The organism is Cupriavidus pauculus, assembly GCF_022179805.1.
GTDB lineage: Bacteria > Pseudomonadota > Gammaproteobacteria > Burkholderiales > Burkholderiaceae > Cupriavidus > Cupriavidus pauculus_E.
In genome coordinates this window covers 34,361-53,865 of the sequence record NZ_BPUO01000008.1, presented here as the reverse complement: position 1 = coordinate 53,865, position 19,505 = coordinate 34,361, and the positions used below count along the sequence as shown (strand labels likewise).

General features: G+C 68.6%; 13 protein-coding genes. 2 read left to right on the top strand and 11 right to left on the bottom strand.

The window, feature by feature from the left end:
- Nucleotides 1-2: 2 nt before the first annotated feature.
- The 7 genes from bcsA to bcsB are packed head-to-tail and all read right to left on the bottom strand — an operon-like array spanning nt 3 to nt 12,595.
- Nucleotides 3-2,597 carry a UDP-forming cellulose synthase catalytic subunit gene (gene bcsA / locus MFF62_RS17715; RefSeq protein ID WP_238264444.1) on the bottom strand — a complete coding sequence of 865 codons (2,595 nt, stop codon included), beginning with the start codon at nt 2,595-2,597 and terminating at the stop codon, nt 3-5.
- The gene (gene bcsQ, locus MFF62_RS17710; protein ID WP_238264443.1) at nt 2,594-3,364 is read right to left on the bottom strand and encodes a cellulose biosynthesis protein BcsQ; all 771 of its coding nucleotides are present in this window, start codon (nt 3,362-3,364) and stop codon (nt 2,594-2,596) included. The genes bcsA and bcsQ overlap by 4 nt, the downstream gene beginning before the upstream one ends.
- Nucleotides 3,361-3,561 (bottom strand): hypothetical protein, encoded by a 201-nt coding sequence (locus MFF62_RS17705; RefSeq protein ID WP_238264442.1) that lies wholly within the window; start codon nt 3,559-3,561, stop codon nt 3,361-3,363. Before MFF62_RS17705 ends, bcsQ begins: the two co-directional genes overlap by 4 nt.
- 3 nt (nt 3,562-3,564) lie before the next feature.
- Nucleotides 3,565-5,328 carry a cellulose biosynthesis protein BcsE gene (gene bcsE / locus MFF62_RS17700; protein ID WP_238264441.1) on the bottom strand — a complete coding sequence of 588 codons (1,764 nt, stop codon included), beginning with the start codon at nt 5,326-5,328 and terminating at the stop codon, nt 3,565-3,567.
- A gap of 22 nt (nt 5,329-5,350) precedes the next feature.
- On the bottom strand, nt 5,351-9,151 hold the full coding sequence (locus MFF62_RS17695) for a cellulose synthase subunit BcsC-related outer membrane protein (protein WP_238264440.1): 3,801 nt from the start codon (nt 9,149-9,151) through the stop codon (nt 5,351-5,353).
- A complete protein-coding gene (gene bcsZ, locus MFF62_RS17690; protein ID WP_404990781.1) occupies nt 9,133-10,323 on the bottom strand; it encodes a cellulose synthase complex periplasmic endoglucanase BcsZ in 1,191 nt (396 codons plus the stop codon). The genes MFF62_RS17695 and bcsZ overlap by 19 nt, the downstream gene beginning before the upstream one ends.
- Before the next feature lies 1 nt (nt 10,324).
- Nucleotides 10,325-12,595 carry a cellulose biosynthesis cyclic di-GMP-binding regulatory protein BcsB gene (gene bcsB, locus MFF62_RS17685; RefSeq protein ID WP_238264438.1) on the bottom strand — a complete coding sequence of 757 codons (2,271 nt, stop codon included), beginning with the start codon at nt 12,593-12,595 and terminating at the stop codon, nt 10,325-10,327.
- A gap of 318 nt (nt 12,596-12,913) precedes the next feature.
- Between bcsB and MFF62_RS17680 the strand changes: the two genes are divergently transcribed.
- On the top strand, nt 12,914-13,762 hold the full coding sequence (locus MFF62_RS17680) for a D-amino acid aminotransferase (protein WP_238264437.1): 849 nt from the start codon (nt 12,914-12,916) through the stop codon (nt 13,760-13,762).
- Nucleotides 13,763-13,836: 74 nt separating this feature from the next.
- The gene (locus tag MFF62_RS17675) at nt 13,837-14,112 is read left to right on the top strand and encodes a hypothetical protein (RefSeq protein ID WP_238264436.1); all 276 of its coding nucleotides are present in this window, start codon (nt 13,837-13,839) and stop codon (nt 14,110-14,112) included.
- Between the two features lie 4 nt (nt 14,113-14,116).
- Here the strand turns inward: MFF62_RS17675 and MFF62_RS17670 are convergent, their stop codons facing one another.
- The 4 genes from MFF62_RS17670 to yfiR form a co-directional block, all read right to left on the bottom strand.
- Nucleotides 14,117-16,663, bottom strand: a complete 2,547-nt coding sequence (locus MFF62_RS17670; protein ID WP_238264435.1) for an EAL domain-containing protein — start codon at nt 16,661-16,663, stop codon at nt 14,117-14,119.
- Between the two features lie 273 nt (nt 16,664-16,936).
- Nucleotides 16,937-17,464 (bottom strand): outer membrane lipoprotein YfiB, encoded by a 528-nt coding sequence (gene yfiB / locus MFF62_RS17665; protein WP_238264434.1) that lies wholly within the window; start codon nt 17,462-17,464, stop codon nt 16,937-16,939.
- A gap of 10 nt (nt 17,465-17,474) precedes the next feature.
- Nucleotides 17,475-18,752, bottom strand: a complete 1,278-nt coding sequence (gene dgcN / locus MFF62_RS17660; protein WP_238264433.1) for a diguanylate cyclase DgcN/YfiN — start codon at nt 18,750-18,752, stop codon at nt 17,475-17,477.
- The gene (gene yfiR / locus MFF62_RS17655) at nt 18,749-19,306 is read right to left on the bottom strand and encodes a regulatory sequestration protein YfiR (protein ID WP_404990780.1); all 558 of its coding nucleotides are present in this window, start codon (nt 19,304-19,306) and stop codon (nt 18,749-18,751) included. Before yfiR ends, dgcN begins: the two co-directional genes overlap by 4 nt.
- Nucleotides 19,307-19,505 lie beyond the last annotated feature (199 nt).

Here is a 19,505-nt window from a genome sequence, read left to right as displayed (position 1 = left end):
GATCAGGGTGCGCGCGACCGGCGTCGCGCCAGCACCAGGTCCACCGCATCGATAAAGGCGTCGTAGAGCCGCAACAGGCCCTGGTAGCCCATTTCCATGACTTCCTTCAGGCTGCGCAGCGGCGCGTCGGCGCGCTCGTCGTCCAGCCAGTCGACCCAGGCGTCGGCGCGGCCGAACGTGCACTGGATCAGTTGCGTCTCGCGTTCCATCGTCAGGTCTTCCATGCGCACGCCCAGGTGCCGGTTGACGTTGCGCGTGACCACCGATGGAAAGTGATAGGTGCGCGACCCGCGCGACAGGCACACGCCCACGCGCGCCCCTTCCGGCAGCGCCACGTCGATCGGTAGCACCACGCCAAGCCCGCCCATCGAATAGTTCTCGGTCTTGCAGGCCAGCGTGCGGCCGTCGGGCAGCAGCAGCGTGGCCGGCACGCGCATGGGAATGCGGTGCGACACGCGCACCTGGCGCGCCTCGCGGGCCACGCCAATCGCCGCGCCCAGCATCATCAGGTTGAATAGCGCCCACGCCATGTTCATCAGCACCGTGGCGGGCTCCTCGGTACCCCAGAACAGCAGCCGCGTAATGCCGGCCGCAAGCCCGATCACGTTGAGCGCCAGCAGGAACAGATAGGGCTTGGAGATGGTCCAGTCCAGGTAGTCGTCGGCAATCTGGCCGCCCTTGGCCGTGACGTTGAACTTGCCTGCGCGCGGGTTGATGAACGCCACCGTGGTGGGCAGCACGATGTACCAGGCCAGCACCGACTCATAGACCTCGGCCCAGAACGAATGGCGGAAGCGGCCCTGCAGGCGCGAGTTGGTGATGTTGGCGATCAGCAGGTAGGGCACCACGTAGGCGGTGATCAGCAGCGCCGAGGTGTTGATCACGTGCAGGCCGAAGTACAGGTACGCGATCGGCATCGTCAGGAAGATCAGCCGCGGAATGCCGTAGAAGAAGTGCAGCATGGCGTTGCTGTAGCACAGCCGCTGGAAGAACTTCAGGCCACGCCCCAGCATCGGGTTGTCGAGCCGGAAGATCTGCGCCATGCCGCGCGCCCACCGGATGCGCTGGCCGATATGGCCCGACAGGCTTTCGGTGGCCAGCCCGGCGGCCTGCACCGTGCGCAGGTAGGCGCTGTTGTAGCCGCGCCGGTGGAGCTTCAGCGCCGTGTGGGCATCCTCGGTGACCGTTTCCACGGCAATGCCCCCGATTTCCTCCAGAGGCGTGCGCTTGATGACCGCGCACGATCCGCAGAAGAACGTCGCGTTCCAGAAGTCGTTGCCGTCCTGGATCAGGCCGTAGAACAGGCTGCCTTCATTGGGCACGCGCCGGAACGTGTCGAAGTTGCGCTCGAACGGATCGGGCGAGAAGAAGTGATGGGGCGTCTGCACCAGCGCGCATTGCGGGTCGGCCAGGAACTCGCCCATCGTCATCTGCAGGAACGAGCGCGTCGGGATGTGGTCGCAATCGAATATCGCGATGTAGTCGCCATCGGTCTTCGGCAGCGCGGCGTTGATGTTGCCGGCCTTGGCGTGGCGATTGTCGGTGCGCGTCAGGTAGCCCACGCCGGCGGCCTCGGCGAACTCGCGGAACTGGGGCCGGCGGCCATCGTCCAGGATGAAGACACGCAGCTTGTGCGCGGGCCAGTCCATGCTGCGCGCGGCGAACACAGTGGGCTGGATCACGCTCAGCGATTCGTTGTACGTCGGAATGAAGACGTCCACGGTGGGCCACTGTTCCGGATCGGCGGGCAGCGGCTTGGGCTTGCGGTGCAGCGGCCAGGCCGTCTGCAGGTAGCCCAGCGCCAGCACGATCCACGTATAGACTTCGGCCGCGTACAGCACGTAGCCGACGGCAGCCTCGATGGCGCTGGAGAACTGCAGCGTCTGCGTGGATCGCCACCAGATGTAGCGGCCTGCCATCAGTATGGAGATCGCGATCATGGTGATGGTGGCCAGCCGTCCCGGCACGCGACGCACCACGCTCAGCACCACCCAGACCACGGCGAACAGCACCACCTGGTCGGTCAGCGGCAGCGGCGTGGTGCTGACGGCGGCAGCCGCGATGGCGGCCAGCACCAGCGACACCGGCAGCACGAACGGAATACGGCCGATGCGTGCCGATACCGCTTCCGTGGCATACGCCACGCGATTCCAGTCGGGGCGCGGCAGGTGCGTCCGGATCTTGCGCCGCAGTCTGGCGGTGCCGTACCAGACCGGTTCCAGCACGTGATCGAGCCCCCGTCGCAACCAGTTCTTGCGGGCGGGCTCGACGTTGGCGCGCTGCTTGCGCGGATCGGCGGCCAGCCGCACGCGCGGCCGGGGCGGCCGGATGAACAATCGCCAGACCCATGTGCCGGCCGGAGGGCGCCGGCCCACGCCCATGCGCGCCACCGCGCGCCGGTAGAGCAGGGCGGCCCACTCGGCCGGTATATCGGGCTTGCCCGCGCGCGGCGGCCGGAAGAACACGCGTAGCACCCAGTCGCCCAGATGGGGCACGGTGCCGGTGGCGGTGCCCACGCCCAACTCGCGCGCAAGCCGGTCGCGTATCGCCGCCAGCCAGTGCAGGACTCCCGCCGCGTGCGCGTTATGCATCTTCATGGCTGGCTCCCGCCGACGGCGTGCGATTCGATCCACGCCGACAGCCACGATGCCAGCCCGTTCAGATCGTGCGCGGCCTGCGAATGCGGCGTGCTGCGGCTGAAGCATTCGCTGCGCGCCAGCGCTTGCGGCACGCTGCTGTCCTCGTGCACGTGGTACGGCAGCATGGCGTTGCCGAGCATGGCTTGCAGCATCGCCACGATATCGACGTCCAGTTGTCGTGCCGGCTGCAGCCGCGTGGCCAGGTAGCGAGCGGTCTTGCCGCGCGTGGCCAGGCTGTCGGTCAGGCGCCGGATCGTCAGGCAGGTCTCGGGCTGCGTCGGCATCAGCACCAGCACCAGGTCGGCCGCATCGATGGCCTGATTGGCGTAGGCCGACGGCCAGGGCGCGGTGTCGATCAGCACGGCGCCGTGGCGCGACAGGTCCACCTGCTCGATCTGGCGCGCCAGCCAGTTCGCGGGCAGGCGTTCGATGGCGCCCAGTTCCGCACTGTCGCCCCAGGGCACGAACAGCACGCCGTCATCGCTGCGCTGGCCGCTGGCCGCCCAGGCCGACGGCGACGCGTCGTGCAGGTGGGCGCCGATGCCATCGGCCGGGATGTCGCGCAGTCCGAAGTGAAAGCCCAGCACATTGCGCGGGTCGCACTCCAGTGCCAGCACGGCATGCTTGCGCCATGCCAGCAGCGACGCCAACTCGGCGGTCAGCGTGCTGCGGCCCGCGCCGCCCGTGGTGGAGACGATGGCGATGGTGGCGGCGTCGCTGCTCATCGATGGCCTCCGCCGCCAGTCCGGCGCTTGCCCCGGATCACCAGCGCGTCCAGTTGCGCGGGCAGCCGCACGGCGCGGCGTGGACGCGGCGCAGTCCAGCGCGGCAGCCAGCGCAGCAGGTCGAAGCGCCAGGTGATCCAGGCCAGCGGCGCCGCCAGGATCAATCCCCAGATGAAGTAGCCGAGAAAGATCGCCATGGTTCAGTCCTGCCTCTTGAGTGGCACCGGATGGGGATCCGGCAGCGCGCGTGGGGCGGCGTTCGCGCCGGCGCGGCGCGGTGCCAGCAGCGGCAGCGTGGTGGGCGGCGGTTCGGCGTCGTCGTGCTTGTCGTCGCGGTTGTCGTCTGGCCCCGGTTCATCGCGCCGCACAGCGGCGTCCGCCGGCGCCGGCAGCCATGTGCTGTAGTCGGGCGGCGGATGGTCGGCGATCGCGGCTTCAAGGCGCGCCAGTTCCGCCGTGATCGAATCGTTGTCGCCGCTGCGCAGGTCGCCTTCGAACAGCTCGGCCATCGGGCGCTTGAACACGCGCTGGCAGACGGCGTCCACGTCGTCCATGCGGCAGGCGAAGAAGAATGCGTAGAGGCTGTCGCCGCCGGCCGTGCACAGGTCGCCCGCGCGGCTCATCCGGCAGGCGCGCAGTGCGTCGACATGCGCCACCTCGGGCAGCAGCGGCAACTGCAGCAGCACGTGTGGCAGGCGGATCATGCGGCTGCGCGCCACAGCATCGCGTACCAGCGCGATGAACGTCGTCGCGGTGACATAGCCGCTGGTCGTGGTGGTCAGCACGGCGGAAAGCGCGGTGTGATAGTCGGCCAGGATCGGCCGCGAGAACACCTGGCCCTGCAGCCCGTCGATCATCGCCTGCATGCGTGCGAACGGCGTGCGCTGCGCAATCACAGCGTTGGCGCCAAGATTCAGCATCAGCAGTTCGTAGTGCTGGCGCATGGCCTCGCGATCTTCACGGACCACGATCTTGAGTGCGCGGCCGGCGCTGCGTCGCAGCCGGTGCACCTGGCCCGCCAGCGTTTCCAGATCGTGCGTGCCGGCATAGTGCAGGATCACCGTGGCGGCCACCGAGCGGCTGGCCGTGGCCACGGCGGCCTCGTTGCTGTCCACCACGCGCCAGTCCTCGGGGATGAAGCGTTCGCGCAGCACCGCATCGCGGCTGACGATCAAGCGCTGTTCGTCGGGCGCCAGCATGCCGGCTTCCTCGATGGTGTCGCTGTAGGTCTCCGATGCCACCATCAGCCGATGCTCGTCGGGCGCAAAGCGCAGGCGCAGCACCTCGCCGGCCACCACGGCCTGGTTGTCGCGCCAGAACGCCACCTCCCAGGTGTACTGGCCCTGCTGCTGCGACAACTGCACCGCGCCGGCGAAGCGGCCATGAAAGCCGTGCAGGTCCGGCGCGGGCCGCTCGTCGTCCGCCGTGGGTGGCGCCATGACCAGCAGCAGCGCGCAGCGCTCGCCCGCACACCATTCGCTGAGCCGCACGCCTTCTTGCGCCAGCGCGGTGGCGTCGCGCCAGTTGAAGAACGACTCCGCGCCTTCGATCAGGAACGTGGTGCCGCGCGCGCCGCATTGTTCGACCAGCGCGTCCAGCGCCTCCATCAGCGTGTCGATGCCGGACCGTCCGTCCTGCGCGCGCAGCGCGCACAGGTTGGCGCGTGCGTGCAGCGCTCGGTTCACCTCGATATCCAGGCCGTGTTCGCGCAGTGCCATGGCAATCGCGTCGGCATCGCGTGTGGACAGCACGCAGGCAGGGCCGCGCAGCGCGGTGGCGGCGGTCTGCCAGAACAGGGCATCGCGTGCCGGAGACGGCCTGGCGTACACCACATGGGCGCGGCCCGGCGCCAGCGCGGCCAGCGTCGGCGCCAGCCCCTCGATTGCCAGCAGGGTGCGCGCTTGCAGCCGGACCCTCAGCGGCGAGGCGCGTGGCGGGGCAGAGGTGGAGGCGGCGTCGTTCATCGCGGTTCCCTGGTTGTGCCGCTCAATAGGCCGAATACGGCCGGACCGGTGTGGGCGGGAAGGGCACCGGCAACTGTCGCTTGTCGAACAGGTACCGCAGCCACGCCATCGCACGATTTGGCGCATAGTCGCGTGAGCGGTCGATCGAGAAGCCGGCGCCCACCACCCAGTGCGGCGCGAACGTGTATTCGACCGTCGCGCCGATCGTGTAGCTGAATCCGCCGCCCGATCCGCCGCCGTAGGTGGCATTGCCGCTCATGGCTTGCAGGTCGGGCCGCGTGGGAAAGAACGGTGCGGCGTCTTCATAGGTCCATGACCAGCCGGCCGATCCGAGCAGGCGCCATGACCACTTGGCGTAGCGTCCGGTCCAGTCCAGTGGGATGCCCACCGATACATAGCGCTGCGGGCTGTAATAGCCGCCATGGCCGAAGGTATAGAAGCGCTGGTTTTCCGAGTAGTGCCACCAGTTGAGTACCAGACCGCTGGTCACGCGCTGGTCGCGCTGCGTGTAGACCGGTACGTCGAAACCGGTTCGCAGCGTGAGTTCACGGTTCGTCTTGACGTTCTCACCAGTGTAGAGGCCGGCACCGACGTCGGCAAACAGCCCAAGCCGGCCTACGTCGCGCGCATAGCGCAGGTGTACGCCATTGCGCACGATGCCGCCCCAGGTCTCGCCCGTGACCGGGTCGCGTGCACCCGCGTACGAGATCAGCGAGCTGGTCTGCGCGCGGCGCGACACATCCACGCTCACCGACTGCACGCCCAGGTCCGCGCGGTAGCGAAAGCCACCCACCACCGTGGACTCCAGGAAGCCTAGCGGCGTAGTGCCGATATCGGCGCGCCAGCTGTTGTAGGCGCCGTCGTACTCGTAGCCGGCGGCCAGCGCCACGCCCTTGTCGGTCTGGCCGATGTTGCCCAGCCCGGCGTTGCCGAGCGCCGGAATCTTGCCGAATTGTAGGTTGCGCACCGGGTCCCCGCCGTGCAGCGTGCCGGCATCGAGCAGCACGGTATCGGCGTGGAAGAACGCATGGCCCGTGTAGCCGTGCGGCACGCGCACGTAGAGTGGTATCTCGGTGGCGTGCAGCCGCGAGATGCCGTCGTCGCCCGACTTGTTCGATTGCATGACGGCCGTGGCCACTTCGCCATCGCGGCGTGCCTCCAGACCGGCCAGAGCGCGCTGGGCAGGTGTGCCATCGGGGCCAGGCAGCACGCTTTCGCGCTGCTCCAGCGGCAGGGCCGCACGGTAGATGTCGGCGGCTTCGTCGAAGTCGCCGCGCGACTGGGCGATGCGGCCGCGCTGCACGGTGATGTCGGCACGGTTCGGAAAGCGCGCGTCCAGCGCATCGACCACTTGCGCCGCCTCGTCCTCGCGCCGCATCGCGGTGAAGCGGCGCGCGACCGACAATCGCGTGTCGATGTCGTCCTCGGGTGTCTCCGCCAGCACGGTGCGCACGATGTCCAGCGCCTGGCTGGTCTGGCCCATCAGTTCGTACTGGCGCGCCAGCGTGAGCTGGGCGCCGGCATCATGCGGCGCGGTGGCCAGCACCTGGCGCGCCGCCTCGGCCGCGCCCCGGTAGTCGCCGCCGGCCTGGCGCAGGTCGGCCAGTTCCAGCAGCCAGCGGCGGTCGGTCTGCTGCGCGGCCGGCACGGCATACAGCACGTCGTGCGCGCGCCGCAGGTCGCCGGCTTCGATCTGGCGGTCTGTATCGCGCAGCGCCAGCCGCAGTGACTGGTCGGCAAAGTCGGCGCGCTGCTCGGCGGTGATGCCGGGCAGGGCGGTCGACTCGGCGATCCACTGGCGCAGCGCGTCGTCACGGTCGGCGGCCGCGAGCAGTTCGGCATAGCGCAGGCGGATGTCCTGGTTCGGCGCGTCGGGATGCGCCGCCAGCCAGTCGCTCACCAGCCGCAGGCCCTTGTCGGTCTCGCCCAGTGCAATCCATTCGCGGCCAATCGAGGCCAGCATGTGCGGATCGTCCTTGGCCTCCACGGCGGCCTGGTCGAGCAGTCGCCGCGCCTCGTCATCGCGGCCCTGAGCCACGAGCTGGCGCGCGTCGCGCAGCATCTGCTGGGCGGCCAGGTTGTGGGACAGGTTGCGCATGCCTTCCGAGCGCTGCGCCTCGGGCACGGCGGCCAGCGTGGTGGCGGCCGCGTCGATGTCGTCGACGCTGTTCAGGTAGAGCGCCGTGGCATAGCGCATGTCGTTGCCGGGCGCCACGCGCATGCCATCGTCCATCACGCTGCGGCCCAGCGCGGGCAGGTTCACGTCGCGATAGACGCGCGCCAGCGTGAACCGCATCCACGGGTCGTCGGGCCGCAAGCGGATGGCCTCTTCGAGATCGCGCATGGCCGGGCTACGCGCTTGCCGCGCCAGGCTCTGATCCGCGCGCACGGACAGCAGGTCGGCACGCATCGCGCGCAGTTCGGCGGCCGAGCCCTGCATGCGCGATGTCTGGCTGGCGATCAGCGGGTCTACCTCGGCGTCGCGGCCTTCCTTCTGCAGCACCTGCACCAGCAGGCGCAGTGCGTCGATGTCGGGCTTGGGGCGGGCCAGCATCTGGCGCAGCATTGCCTCGGCTTCCTGGTTGCGGTTCTGCGCGACCAGCGCTTCGGCCAGGATGTGCTGGGCGTCCGCGTTGTCGGGCTGTTGCGCCAGCGCCTGGCGAGCGAGCCGCTCGGCATCGGCCGGCTTGCCTTGCCGGTTCGCTTCGCGCGCCTTGGCCACCGTGCCCCAGAACGTGGCAGTGGCGATCAGGCTGCGCCACTTGTTGCTGGGGTCGAGCTGGTTGGCACGCGTGAACAGCTCGCGCGCCTCGTCGTGACGGCCTTCGCGCAGCCGCACCAGCCCCAGGCCGCCCACCACTTCGGCGTCGTTGCGACGCTTCTGATAGGCCTTCTGCAGCGCGATGTCGGCGTCCTTGAGTTGCCCGCGCTCGAGCTGGGCCAGCCCGCGCTGGCGCGCCTGGTACGCCGGGTCCGCCTCCAGCTTGCGCTGCGCGGTCACCTTCTTGCCGAGTGCGGCCAGCGTTTCCTGTGTGGGCTTGTCGTCGGGCACTTCCTTGAGGTAGCGCTCGAACCAGACGTAGTAGGCCGGGTCCTCGTTGACGCGGTACAGCGTGCGGCGCCAGATATCGAGCGCGGTCGTGCGGTCGCCATCTGGCCGCTGCGTGACCTCGTAGAGCAGGGCCATGCCTTCCTGGCGGGTACCCTCGCGGTCGGTCAGCAGGTCGCCCAGCGTGAGCTTGAGCTGCATGTCGTTCGGATTGGCCCGGATGCGCTGGCGTAGTTCGGCGATGGCGCGCGTGCGGCCGGCAGGCGTGCCGGACAGCACGCGGTAGTAGGTGCGCGCCAGGCTGCCGGCCGGTGCGCCGCGCGGAAACAGTTTTTCCAGCCGTTGCACGGCTTCCTCGTCGTGGCCGCTGCGCGAGAGCAACTGGATATTGGCCATTTCGCGCTTGTCGCGCGTGGCAATCCGGTACGCGTCATCGAGTTCCAGCGTGGCCGCGCTGTCGGGTGCCGCGGCGCGTAGCTTCCGCAGCAGCTTCTCGGCTTCGGCCGGCCGGTTCGAACGGATCTCGATCAAGCCCAGCAGCTTCAGTGCTTCGGGCTGGTTCGGGTCGATCAGCAACGCCTTGTCCAGGATGCCGCGAGCCATGTCCGTGCGGTTCTTGGCCTCCCACATCCTTGCGGCCGCCAGCAGTTGCGCCATCTGCGCGGAGGGCGCGGCCTGCGGGGCAGGGGTGGGGGCGGGGTCTGCGGCGAAGGCAGGCATGGCGGGCGTGGCCAGCAACAGCGCCAGCGTGGGGGCTAGCGCGTTGCGGGGCATGGGGATTCCCAGGCCGGCACCAGCGTGCCGTCCGCTTCGAAGCGGAAATGTCCGTCGAGATGGCCCAGGCCGAACAGCGCCAGGACCTGGCTGTAGTAGCCAAACGAGGGTTCCTTGGCCAGCGTGCGAGCGCGGGCCGCCTGCGCGCTGGCCGCGTCGCCAAGCCCCAGCGCGGCAAGGTACGGCGCCACCGCGGCGGAAAAGCCCGCGTTGCCCGCATTGGGCCCGAACGTGCCCGCCTGCGTGTCGACGCGCTCGGGCGGGTGGCCGTGGGCCACCACGTAGTCGGCCATCGGACGGAATGCGTGCAGCACCGATTGGCGCAGCGGGTCACGCGGGGCGGTCATGCCGGCCCACAGGTACACACGGATGGCGTTGTACGAGCCGCCGGCCTGCGTCTGCGTGTCGGGCAGGAAGCCGCGCCCCTTGCGGTACAGCACCCAGTCAGGCGAGAAACCCTTCGGTGCGGTATCCACCACCAGCCGCGCCGATGTTTCGACCAGCGTCTTCCATCCGCTGTCTTCGGCCCCGAGCAGGGCCGCGAGGCGGCGCATCAGCGGCAACGGTACATAGCTCGGATTCAGGCGCCAGGTATCGGGGTCCGGATGAAAGCCGACCGAGCCGGGCAGCACGGTGCGGCCCAGCCCCGGCAGCACGGCCGTTTCGTCGTGCAGGGCGCGCCGGGCGACCAGCGTGCCCAGTGCCGTGTAGCGCCGTTCCTTCCAGAGCCGGCCCGCCTCCAGCAGCGTGTAGGCAATCCACAGGTCGGCATCGGATGCCGGATTCGGGTCGATCACGCCCCAGGTGCCTGCGTGCTCGCCCTCGGTACGCTTGCCCCAGATCCATGCCGGCAGATGCCCAGCCAGATCGCCCTGGGCGAGGTTGTTCTCGGTCCAGGTCAGCAGCTTGTCGAAGGTGGCGCGGTCGTTGGCCACGAGCGCGAAGAACAGGGCGTAGGACTGGCCTTCGGACACCGTGATTTGCTGGTCGCTGCTGGCGTCGATCACGCGGCCGTCCTGGCTGATCGTGTTGCGCCGGAAGGCGTCCCAGTCGGGCCACGGACACGATGCGGCCATGGCTGGTGCCGCTGCGCCTGCCGCCGCGCCGACAAGCACGCAGGCGACCGCGCAGCGTATCGATATCCGACGCAGCCAGGCCCGTGCCCGCCGCATGTCAGCCTCCATTGCGGCGTGCCGCCAGCCGGCCCAGCGCCCAGAACAGTGTCAGCGCCACCAGCAGCCCGGCCAGGATGCCGGCCATGGCAAGCAGCGCGGGATGCGCCGACATATGCATCCACAGCCGCGCATACCACGGCAGATTGCCGACGTAATAGGTATCGCCCAGCCGCAGCCCTTCCAGGTCGCGCTGGCGGATCACGGTGAGATCGCCACGGATCTGGGCCACCTTGCCGGGGTCTTCCAGCACGTCCAGCACGTCGCGCACGCGGTCGTCGCTGGACGCAGTCAGTGCCACCACGCTGCGCTGTTCCGCGTAGGGCGATTCAAAGCCGATCAGCGCAGCCAGCGGGCCATCGGCAGCAAGGATCGCGCGGCCTGCCGGCGAGATATTGTCGGCCTCCACGCCGCTCAGCCAGTTCGACCAGGCGTGCGAGCGCTGGTCGCGCAATGCGATCTCGGTCCTGCCCTGCTGGATCAGCAGCGGCAGCGACTTGCCCCATTGCTGCAGCACCTGCGCGGCACTGCCGGTGCCGATCACCACGAGATCGCGATCCTTCACCGTTTCGATGGACTTGGCGGGCACCACGCTCACGCGCAGCGACGGCAGGCCGGTCCATTTGCCCATGTGCCCCAGCACGGTCAGCAGGGCCTCCTGGTCAATCGTGCCGGGCGCGTCGGGAATCACCACGGCGGTATCGGCCAGGTCGGCCATGCGGGTAAACGGGTAGCCGCTATTGGCGAAGAACGCCAGGTTGGGCAGCGCCGCGTAGTGCAGGAAGCCGCTGAAGTCGATCGACGAATCGGGGTCCACCGCGGCACGCGCCACGTTGGCGGCGGTGGACGCGCACAGCCCGGTCTTCTGCGAGTCGATATGGAAGCGGAACTGCATCTGGTTGTTGCTGCCCACGCGGAACGCCGGGATCAGGATCTCGTTGCTGACGCTGGCGCTGCCGCCCGACAGCAATGGCACGCTGACCAGGTTTTCGTCGGTCTGCACGGTCAGCGGCTTGAGCCGGTACGACCGCACAAGCTGGTCGTTCACGTCGATGCTGAGCACCGAGTCGTTGTAGGTGGACGGCGCCGTGTAGCGGTACTTCATGTTCAGCGGCACCGAGCGCTCGTTCCAGCCGAACAGGTCGGCGGGAACCTTCAGGTTCACGCGGATCGCGTCGGGGCTGGCGCCCGATACCTGGAGCTGTTGTGGGTCCGTCACCAGTTCCTTGAACATGACCGGCCGATTCACCGGCGCCCAGGCCGGCGCGTCATAGGGCTGGCGCGGCTTGCCCAGGTCCACCGTCTTCACCAGCGTGCTGGGCCCGGCCATGCCGGCCTTGCCCAGCACCACGGCGTTGGCGGCCACTTCCAGCTCCTGCGGCGTGCGGCCCGCCAGCACCAGCAGCTTGCGGCCCGGGTTGGCCGGATTGGGCATGACGCTGACGGTCGGGCCGTCGATCTTCTCCAGCCGGATGCCGTCGGGCTGGGCGTTGGGCAGGACCAGTGCGATGGCGTGGGCATCGGCCGGCGCCGTGCGTGTCACCGGAAAGCGCAGCTCGCGATAGCTGGCCAGCGCGCCCAGCCACGACGCCACCACGCCCGCCGCGCGCAGCGTGACCGGATCGGCATTGGCGGGCAGCACGAACGGCACGGTCACGCGGCGATTGTCGCGGCGGTCGAAGAACGGCGCGGGCAGCAGCGCCAGGTTATCGGGCAGCGTCACCGTGGACTTGGTCAGCGTCAGCGTGCTGGTGGGGCTGATGTCGGTCCACAGGCTGGAGTGGTAGGGGTCTTCGCAATGATCGAGCGTGTAGTGCGCGATCATCTGCACGTTGATGCGATTGAAATCGGTGAAGAAGCGCGGATCGAGATCGATCTCGCGCGAGACTTGCTGGCCTGCGTGCTCCTTGTCGAGCGGCAGCGTGGCCACGACTTCGTCGTTCAGGCGGATCTTCAGGTGCGAAAGCGGATAGATCAGCGAAGGCGAATAGGTAAAGACGAGCTTCAGCCTGGCCGCCGTCACCACCTCGTCAAGACGTACGCCGACGTTGACGGTGCGGTCGGGATCGACTCCGCGTAGCGGGATCGTGTAGTTGGCGCCCATCTGGGCAAAGGTCAGGGTCTGCGCGCGCCCGGGTGGTGTCGCGGCCGAATCCGGGGCGGGCGAAGGTGGTGTCGAAGCGGGTGCCGAAGCCGGTGCCGCAGTCTGGGCGCCAACTTCGAGCGGAAGTGCGGCCGGCAGCACGGCGGCCAACACCACAATTGTTCGCATGCAGCCACGTAGCAGGCCTGACACGAGTTCCGTCATATCGGGGTGCCCTGTGAATATCGCAGCAAGAACACTGCTTTCCGGGAATACTGCGTGGCGAATATAGCACGCAGTTTTCGGCCAGCAGCAAGGGTTTGCGGGGAGTCGGCAGTGAATTAAGAAAGATTCAATTCATACGGCTGCCGGCATACAAAAACTTTTTCTTGCATCTTTCCAATGCGTGATTCGCCACGTGTAGGACGGCATGCCGAATTTGCATAAAGGCAGTGCGCGGCATGTGGAAGAATGCCGGAACCGTCTTTCCTCCAAAGAGAAATTGCCATGTCCGAAGCCGTCGTCCTGCTGAACGGGGAGCTGCTCCCGTTGTCCGAAGCCCGCATTCCCGTGCTCGATCGGGGTTTCATCTTTGGTGACGGGATCTACGAAGTCATTCCGCTCTACAACGGCAAGCCGTTCCGCGGCGCTCAACACATGGCACGCCTGGCGCGCAGCCTGGCCGCCATCGGCATTCCCAACCCCCATACGGAAGCGGAATGGCTGGCGCAGATCGACCGCGTGGTGCAGGCCAACGGCCTGGCCGACCAGATGATCTACATGCAGGTCACGCGCGGCGTGGCCAAGCGCGCCCATGCGTTCCCCAAGGAAGTCACGCCCACCGTGCTGATCATGACCAACCCGATGGCCCTGCCGCCGGCGGCGTCGGTGACCCAGGGTGTGGCCTGCGTGACGATGGAAGACCGGCGTTGGCTGAACTGCCAGATCAAGTCCACGTCGCTGCTGGGCAACGTGCTGGCGGCCCAGGTGGCGGCCGAAGCCGGCGTGACCGAAGCCATCCAGTTCCGTGACGGCATGCTGACCGAGGCGTCGGCGTCGAACGTCTGGGTGGTGAAGCAGGGTCGCGTGTCCGCGCCGCCCAAGGACAACCTGATCCTCGAAGGCATCCGCTACGGCCTGATGGAAGAGCTGTGCGCCGCGCTGGACATCCCGTTCGAGGCCCGCCAGATCGCACGCGACGAGGTGTTCGCGGCCGATGAGGTGATGATTTCCTCGGCCAGCAAGGAGCTGCTGCCGGTGGTGAAGATCGACGACAAGACCGTGGGCAACGGACAGCCGGGCCCGGTGTTCCAGCGCCTCTACGCGGCCTACCAGGCGGCAAAATCGGCGTTGTAATCACATGCGTGCCCGGTGCCGGGCACGCGTGCTAGCATGGCCGCTGCGGTGGAACCACCGATAGGAGGCTGCTCATGGCCAAGCGCGCGCGCAGCCGGCGTGTCATCAAGGAAGAGGTGAGCCGGCGGATTCAGAACATCGACGAGATCGCGGACGACGGTACCCATGTCCGGGTGCCGGACCCTGAGCCCCACGAACGCGATGTGCGAGGGCGCAACTGGGACATGGCACGCTTTGGCAATGCGCGCGGCTTCGAGGCCGCCATCCGCGTGGTGGTGGACGAAGTGCGCGACGAATTCGATCTCGACGACGATCCGGCCAGTACGGTTCCGAACCCGTTCGGCGACTGAAGCGTCAGGACGGCACCCCGGGCCACGCGGTCTGGGGCTGCCAGCCTTCGATGCCCTTGGCCGGCAGCGGCTGGGCAAAGAAGAAACCCTGTCCCACATGGCAGCCCTGGTCGAACAGGAACTGGCGCTGGTAGGCGCTGGTCACGCCCTCGGCCACCACCGTGAGTTCGCGCGCGCGGCCGATGCGGATCACGGCCTCCACCAGCGTACGCGTGGCTTCGCTGGTTTCCAGATCCACCAGGAAGCTGCGGTCCAGCTTGATTTCTTCCACTGGCAGGCGCGTGAGCTGGCTCAGGCTCGAAAATCCCGTTCCAAAATCGTCGATGGACAGACGCACGCCCAGCTTGCGCAAGGCGCCGATGGTGGTTTCCGCCTCGGTCGTCTGCTCCAGGAACACACCTTCCGTTATTTCGATAGTCAGCGCGCCGGGCGGCAGGCCGTTGGCGTTCAGCGCGTGCGCCACGACGTCGGGCAGACCCGGGTCGCGGATGCAGATCGGCGACAGATTGACCGATACCGCCGGCACTTCGGCACCCGCGCGGCGCCATTGCGCGAGCTGGCTGCACGCTTCGCGCACGGCCCAGTAGCCCAGCGCGACGATCAATCCCGATTCCTCGGCCAGCGGCACGAAGACCGACGGCGATACGTCGCCCCGGCGCGGATGCGGCCAGCGTGCAAGCGCTTCCACGGCCCATAGCGTGCCCGTGGCCAGGTGCACCTGCGGCTGGTAGTGCATGCGCAGCCGGCCCTCGCCGATGGCTTCGCGCAACTCGGCCTCCAGCGTGCGCCGGTCGCCAAGGCGGCGGGCCAGCGCCGCGTCGTACAGGCAGATCTGGTTGGCCTGGTCCTGCGTGCGCTGGCGCTTGGCCTGGTAGACGGCCAGGTCGGCGTGGTGCAGCAGCGTTTCGCGGTCGCGCGCCTGGTCGGTCAGCAGGCTGATGCCGATGCTGGCCGATGGCGCCAGGCTCAATCCGTGCCCGATGTTGACCGGAGCGTCGAGCGCCTGCAGCAGGTCGTGCGCGGCGGCGATCGCGTCTTCGCGGGTGTGGTCAGGCAGCAGCACGGCGAATTCGTCGCCAGACAGGCGTCCCACCAGCGCATCGGCATGGCGGGTGTGCGACATCTGTTGCAGGCGCGTGGCCACCTCGACCAGGAACCGGTCGCCGGCCACATGCCCCTGGATGTCGTTGACGCGCTTGAAGTCGTTCAGGTCGATGAACACGAGCGCCAGCGGCGAGCCGTCGGCATTGGCGCGGGCCACGGCATCGTCGGCGCGTGCCAGCAGCAGCTGGCGATTGGGCAGGCCTGTCAGCGCATCGTAATAGGCCAGCCGGTGGATGCGTTCCTGCGCCTGGTCGCGCGACAACGCCAGCGCGCACAGGTCTGCCGCCACGGCCACGAGGTTTTCGTGGAAGGCGTCCGGCAGGCGCGATTCCGTGAAGCACAGCCCGAACGTGCCCAGCACGCGGCCGTCGGCGGCCCGCACCGGGGTGGACCAGCTTGCGGCCAGCCCGGCGGCCTGCGCGTCGTCGCGCAGCGTTTCCCAGCGCGGATCGCGCGAGATATCGCCCACGGCCACGGGCTTGCCCAGGAATGCCGCCGCCCCGCAGGAGCCCGATTGCAGGCCGATCGGCAGGTTGTCGAAGGCGGCCACGGAAGCCGGGTCGGCTGACGGCATCGCCACCAGCTTCAGACGGCCGTCGGCCACGCGCATCACGGACGCGGTGGCGCCGGGCGCCATGCGCTCCACGCGGCGGCACAGGTCGGCCATGATTTCGCGGGTGGGCAGGTCGCGGGCCAGCGCCTCCAGCGTGCGGTGCTGGATCGATTCGCGCACCTTGGTGGCAGTGATGTCGGTCAGCACGCTGACCGTGTTGACCATGCTGGCCGGTGGCACCGTACCCATGATCGGGCTCACGGCGATCGACAGCCAGCGCGGCTGGCCGGCCTTGTCGGCCACCAGCGATTCGTGCTGCAGCGGCCGGCCCTGCGCCAGCGGCGCCAGCAGGGCGCCGATCATGTCGGCGCGCGCGTTGAGTGGTTTCAGCAGTTCGTGCCACAGCCGGCCCACGGCCTGATGCCGGGCATAGCCGAGCAGGCGTGCAAAGCCGCCGTTGACGTGGCAGATGATGCCCCGCCCGTCGGTGATCATGACCGGGTTCTCGGCGTGGTCCAGGCACAGGGAAAGCATGCGCAGGCCGGCCGGGCTCAACGTTTCGCCGCGCCCGTCGTGATGGTCGCCCACGAACGCGGCAAATTGCACCGACGAGGCGGCATCGCCTTCGAGCGGGGCAAAGGCTGCGCGATGGATAGAAACATGGCGCACCGTGCCGTCGGACCGGTGGATGGCGATGGGGCGTGAGGTGTCGGTCCCGTCGCCGGCTGGCGCGGTGAGCGAGCCCAGCGCCAGCGTGCTGGCGCATTGCCCAAGCACGGCCGAGCGGTGGATGCCCCACAACGCCTCTGCGGCGGCGTTGAACAGGGTGACCTGGTTGCGCGCGTTGACAGCGACCACGGCATCGATCGCCTGTTCCAGCGCCTGGGTACGCATGCTTTCTGACTTTCTCGTTATTTTGGGAATTCGTTACGCGCTGGCCGGCAAGCTCCCCTTGCCCCACTTTGCGCGCCCCCGGGAGTGTACGGCTGATCCCTACCGCCGACGGGCAGGGTTTGCCCGGTTTTTTGTAGAAATTGCAACGGCGTCAACCCCACTCCCGGTGGCGGGCAGGCGCCTGCGTCTTATCCGGCACGGATCGCTGGTAAACGGAGCAGGAAATTAGAGTGTTTCTTCGGTTATGGTGGTGCGAGTTGTCACGGACGTTTGCTAGTCGACCGACACGATGATCGCCACGCGACGGTTTTCGGCGCGTCCGGCGGCGGTGCTGTTGTCCGCGATCGGGTGGGTCTTGCCCAGGCCGCGCACCTGCATGTGGTCGCGCGGAAAACCGCAGGTGGCCAGCACGCGGGCCACGGCCTCGGCGCGCCGCACGGACAGTTGCTGGTTGTATTCGAGGGTGCCGGCGTCGTCGGTATGGCCGTCGATGCGGAGGGAGTCGATACCCGCGCCGTGAAGCAGCCGGCCGATGCGCAGCAGCGCTGCCTGTCGTTCGGGCGTGATCGTGTCCTCGTCGAAGCCAAACAGCACCTTGTCCGGCAAGCCCAGTTCCCAGCCCAGGTCGGTCAGCGAGAAGCCCTGGCTTTGCAGCACGGCCACCTGCTCGGGCGTGAGCTTGCCCGGCGGAGGTGCGCTGGCGCAGCCGGTCAGGGCCAGCAGACTCGCCAGCGCCGCCCCCAGACTGGCCGCTGCGAGGTGGCGCAGATGCCGGCGGCGGGTGGCGTCGAGCGGCGGCATGGCGCGGCCTTTATGCGTGGGATTCCGGTGGAGCGGCCTCGGCACTGCGCCAGGTGGCGCCGGACTGGCGCTTGGCGCCGTACATGGCGGCGTCGGCCGCATGCAGCAGGGCCGTGCCATTGCGGGCGTGCAGCGGATACACGGCGACGCCGATACTGAGCGGCGCGACGATCGAGTCGCCATCGGGAAGCCCCACGGGCTGGTTCATGGCGTCGAGAATGTCTTCGGCGATGTGCACGGCATCCTCGGGCTGGCGCAGCGCGGCAATCAGCACGGCGAACTCGTCGCCGCCCAGGCGGGCCACGCAGTCGGTGTCGCGCAGGCAGCCACGGATGCGGTCGGCGATGCCGATCAGCACGGCGTCGCCGGCGGCGTGGCCGTGGCGGTCGTTGATACCCTTGAAATCGTCACTGTCTAGATAGAGCACGGCGGCGTACTGGTTGCGGGCCGCGGCAGCGCGCACGGCCAGGTCAAGCGCCTCGGTAAATGCGGCGCGATTGAGCAATCCTGTCAGGCTGTCGTGCGTGGCGCGGTGCGCCAGCGAACGGTTCTCGTGCTGTAGCTGCTTCTGCCACGCCTCCAGTTCGTCCAGCAGGACGTTGAAGTCCTCGGACAGCGCGTTGAGTTCCTCGATGCGGGCCGGGGGCATGCGCTGCCCGAACGCGCGTTCGGATCGCACGGCATGGGCCACGCGCATCAGGTTGCGCAACGGATCGACAATGTTGGCCAGCATCCGCGACGACATGTAGTGCGCGCCCACGGCCGTCAGTAGCAGGCAGGCCATCAGCCCCAGCGCGCCCTGCAGCAGGAAGTGGAGCAGGGCGATGGGGTCGCCCGCCACGCGCACGCTGCCCACCTGCTGCGATTCATGGATGATCGGCTGCTCCACCGGGCCGGACGTCAGCAAGTCGCCGGCCAGCGCGCGCAGCTCCGGAAAGCGGTCCTGGCCGGGGCGTTGCCACGCCGCCATCTGATGGTGCTCGCGGTCGAAAACCGTGACGGCGGCCACGTCTTCGGCGGCGGCGATGGCAGACAGGGTGTCCGCCGCGGCCGCTTCGTCGCGGAACACCACCGGTGCTTCCACCGTATAGGCGATGGAGCGCGCCACCAGCCGCAGGTTGTGGTCGGCATAGGCGCGCAGCGCGGTCAGGCCCAGGAATGTCAACGAAATGCCGGCAGTGAACACCGCGATCAGTGCCACGCCAAGATGGATGCGGCGCAGCGCACCGAACAGCGTCGGGCGCGTAGGTGCGGGTGGATGGGGGCGACGGCGGCCGGGCAGGTTCATGGCGCCGACGCCTTGCGGCGTCCCAGTTGCAGCACGCCAGGATGGACGTGGATGCCGCTGCGTGCGATGGCATCGAGATTGATCCGGAACGACACCTGATGCTCGCGGATGCTCAGGCAGAACATGCTGCCGCCCTCACACTCGAAATCCTCCTCGGTAATCACCAGCACGGGTTTGCCGACCAGGGACGCGGTCAGCGTGCGCCGGCGGGCGTCGTTGATCGCGCCCAGGTACAGGGCATCGCAGTCGGATGCCAGCGAAGCCGACCCGATGTCGGCCCGGCGGGCCTCCACAAGCCGCCCCGTGGACAATGTGCCGCCTTCCATCAGCTTGCCCGCGTAGCGCGCCGAACTGTCCACGCACAGGCGCACCGTCTCGCGCTCACTGGGCCAGCGCGCATAGCTGAGCAGGCTCATGACCACCCGGGCGACGGCGTCCGGCCGCGATACGGGCGCGGCGGCCGGCGCGGACGCCGGAGCGGACGGCGGCAGCGGCGAGGAGGCGGCCCCCGCCGAGGCGGGCGTCGATGCCTGCGCGGGTATCGAAAAAGACACGGAGAGCAGCACCGCAAGCGGCACGACCGCCAGCAACGCCAGCACCGCCGGCAGGAACCGGCGTGCACGGCGGCGCACGGCGCGGAGACGGAGTGGGCGTATCGCTGGGCGCGGCAATTGGGCGGGCGAAGTGGCTGGCGGACCGATGGATCGGGTGTGCGGAAGACTCCATCGAAGTGTCGGCAGGTTCTGGAAAAAC

Excerpts from the sequence above, each read along its gene's own strand:
- bcsA (WP_238264444.1), bottom strand. The coding sequence starts at position 2,597 with ATGAAGATGCATAACGCGCACGCGGCGGGAGTCCTGCACTGGCTGGCG.
- bcsQ (WP_238264443.1), bottom strand. The coding sequence starts at position 3,364 with ATGAGCAGCGACGCCGCCACCATCGCCATCGTCTCCACCACGGGCGGC.
- MFF62_RS17705 (WP_238264442.1), bottom strand. The coding sequence starts at position 3,561 with ATGGCGATCTTTCTCGGCTACTTCATCTGGGGATTGATCCTGGCGGCG.
- bcsE (WP_238264441.1), bottom strand. The coding sequence starts at position 5,328 with ATGAACGACGCCGCCTCCACCTCTGCCCCGCCACGCGCCTCGCCGCTG.
- MFF62_RS17695 (WP_238264440.1), bottom strand. The coding sequence starts at position 9,151 with ATGCCCCGCAACGCGCTAGCCCCCACGCTGGCGCTGTTGCTGGCCACG.
- bcsZ (WP_404990781.1), bottom strand. The coding sequence starts at position 10,323 with ATGCGGCGGGCACGGGCCTGGCTGCGTCGGATATCGATACGCTGCGCG.
- bcsB (WP_238264438.1), bottom strand. The coding sequence starts at position 12,595 with ATGCGAACAATTGTGGTGTTGGCCGCCGTGCTGCCGGCCGCACTTCCG.
- MFF62_RS17680 (WP_238264437.1), top strand. The coding sequence starts at position 12,914 with ATGTCCGAAGCCGTCGTCCTGCTGAACGGGGAGCTGCTCCCGTTGTCC.
- MFF62_RS17675 (WP_238264436.1), top strand. The coding sequence starts at position 13,837 with ATGGCCAAGCGCGCGCGCAGCCGGCGTGTCATCAAGGAAGAGGTGAGC.
- MFF62_RS17670 (WP_238264435.1), bottom strand. The coding sequence starts at position 16,663 with ATGCGTACCCAGGCGCTGGAACAGGCGATCGATGCCGTGGTCGCTGTC.
- yfiB (WP_238264434.1), bottom strand. The coding sequence starts at position 17,464 with ATGCCGCCGCTCGACGCCACCCGCCGCCGGCATCTGCGCCACCTCGCA.
- dgcN (WP_238264433.1), bottom strand. The coding sequence starts at position 18,752 with ATGAACCTGCCCGGCCGCCGTCGCCCCCATCCACCCGCACCTACGCGC.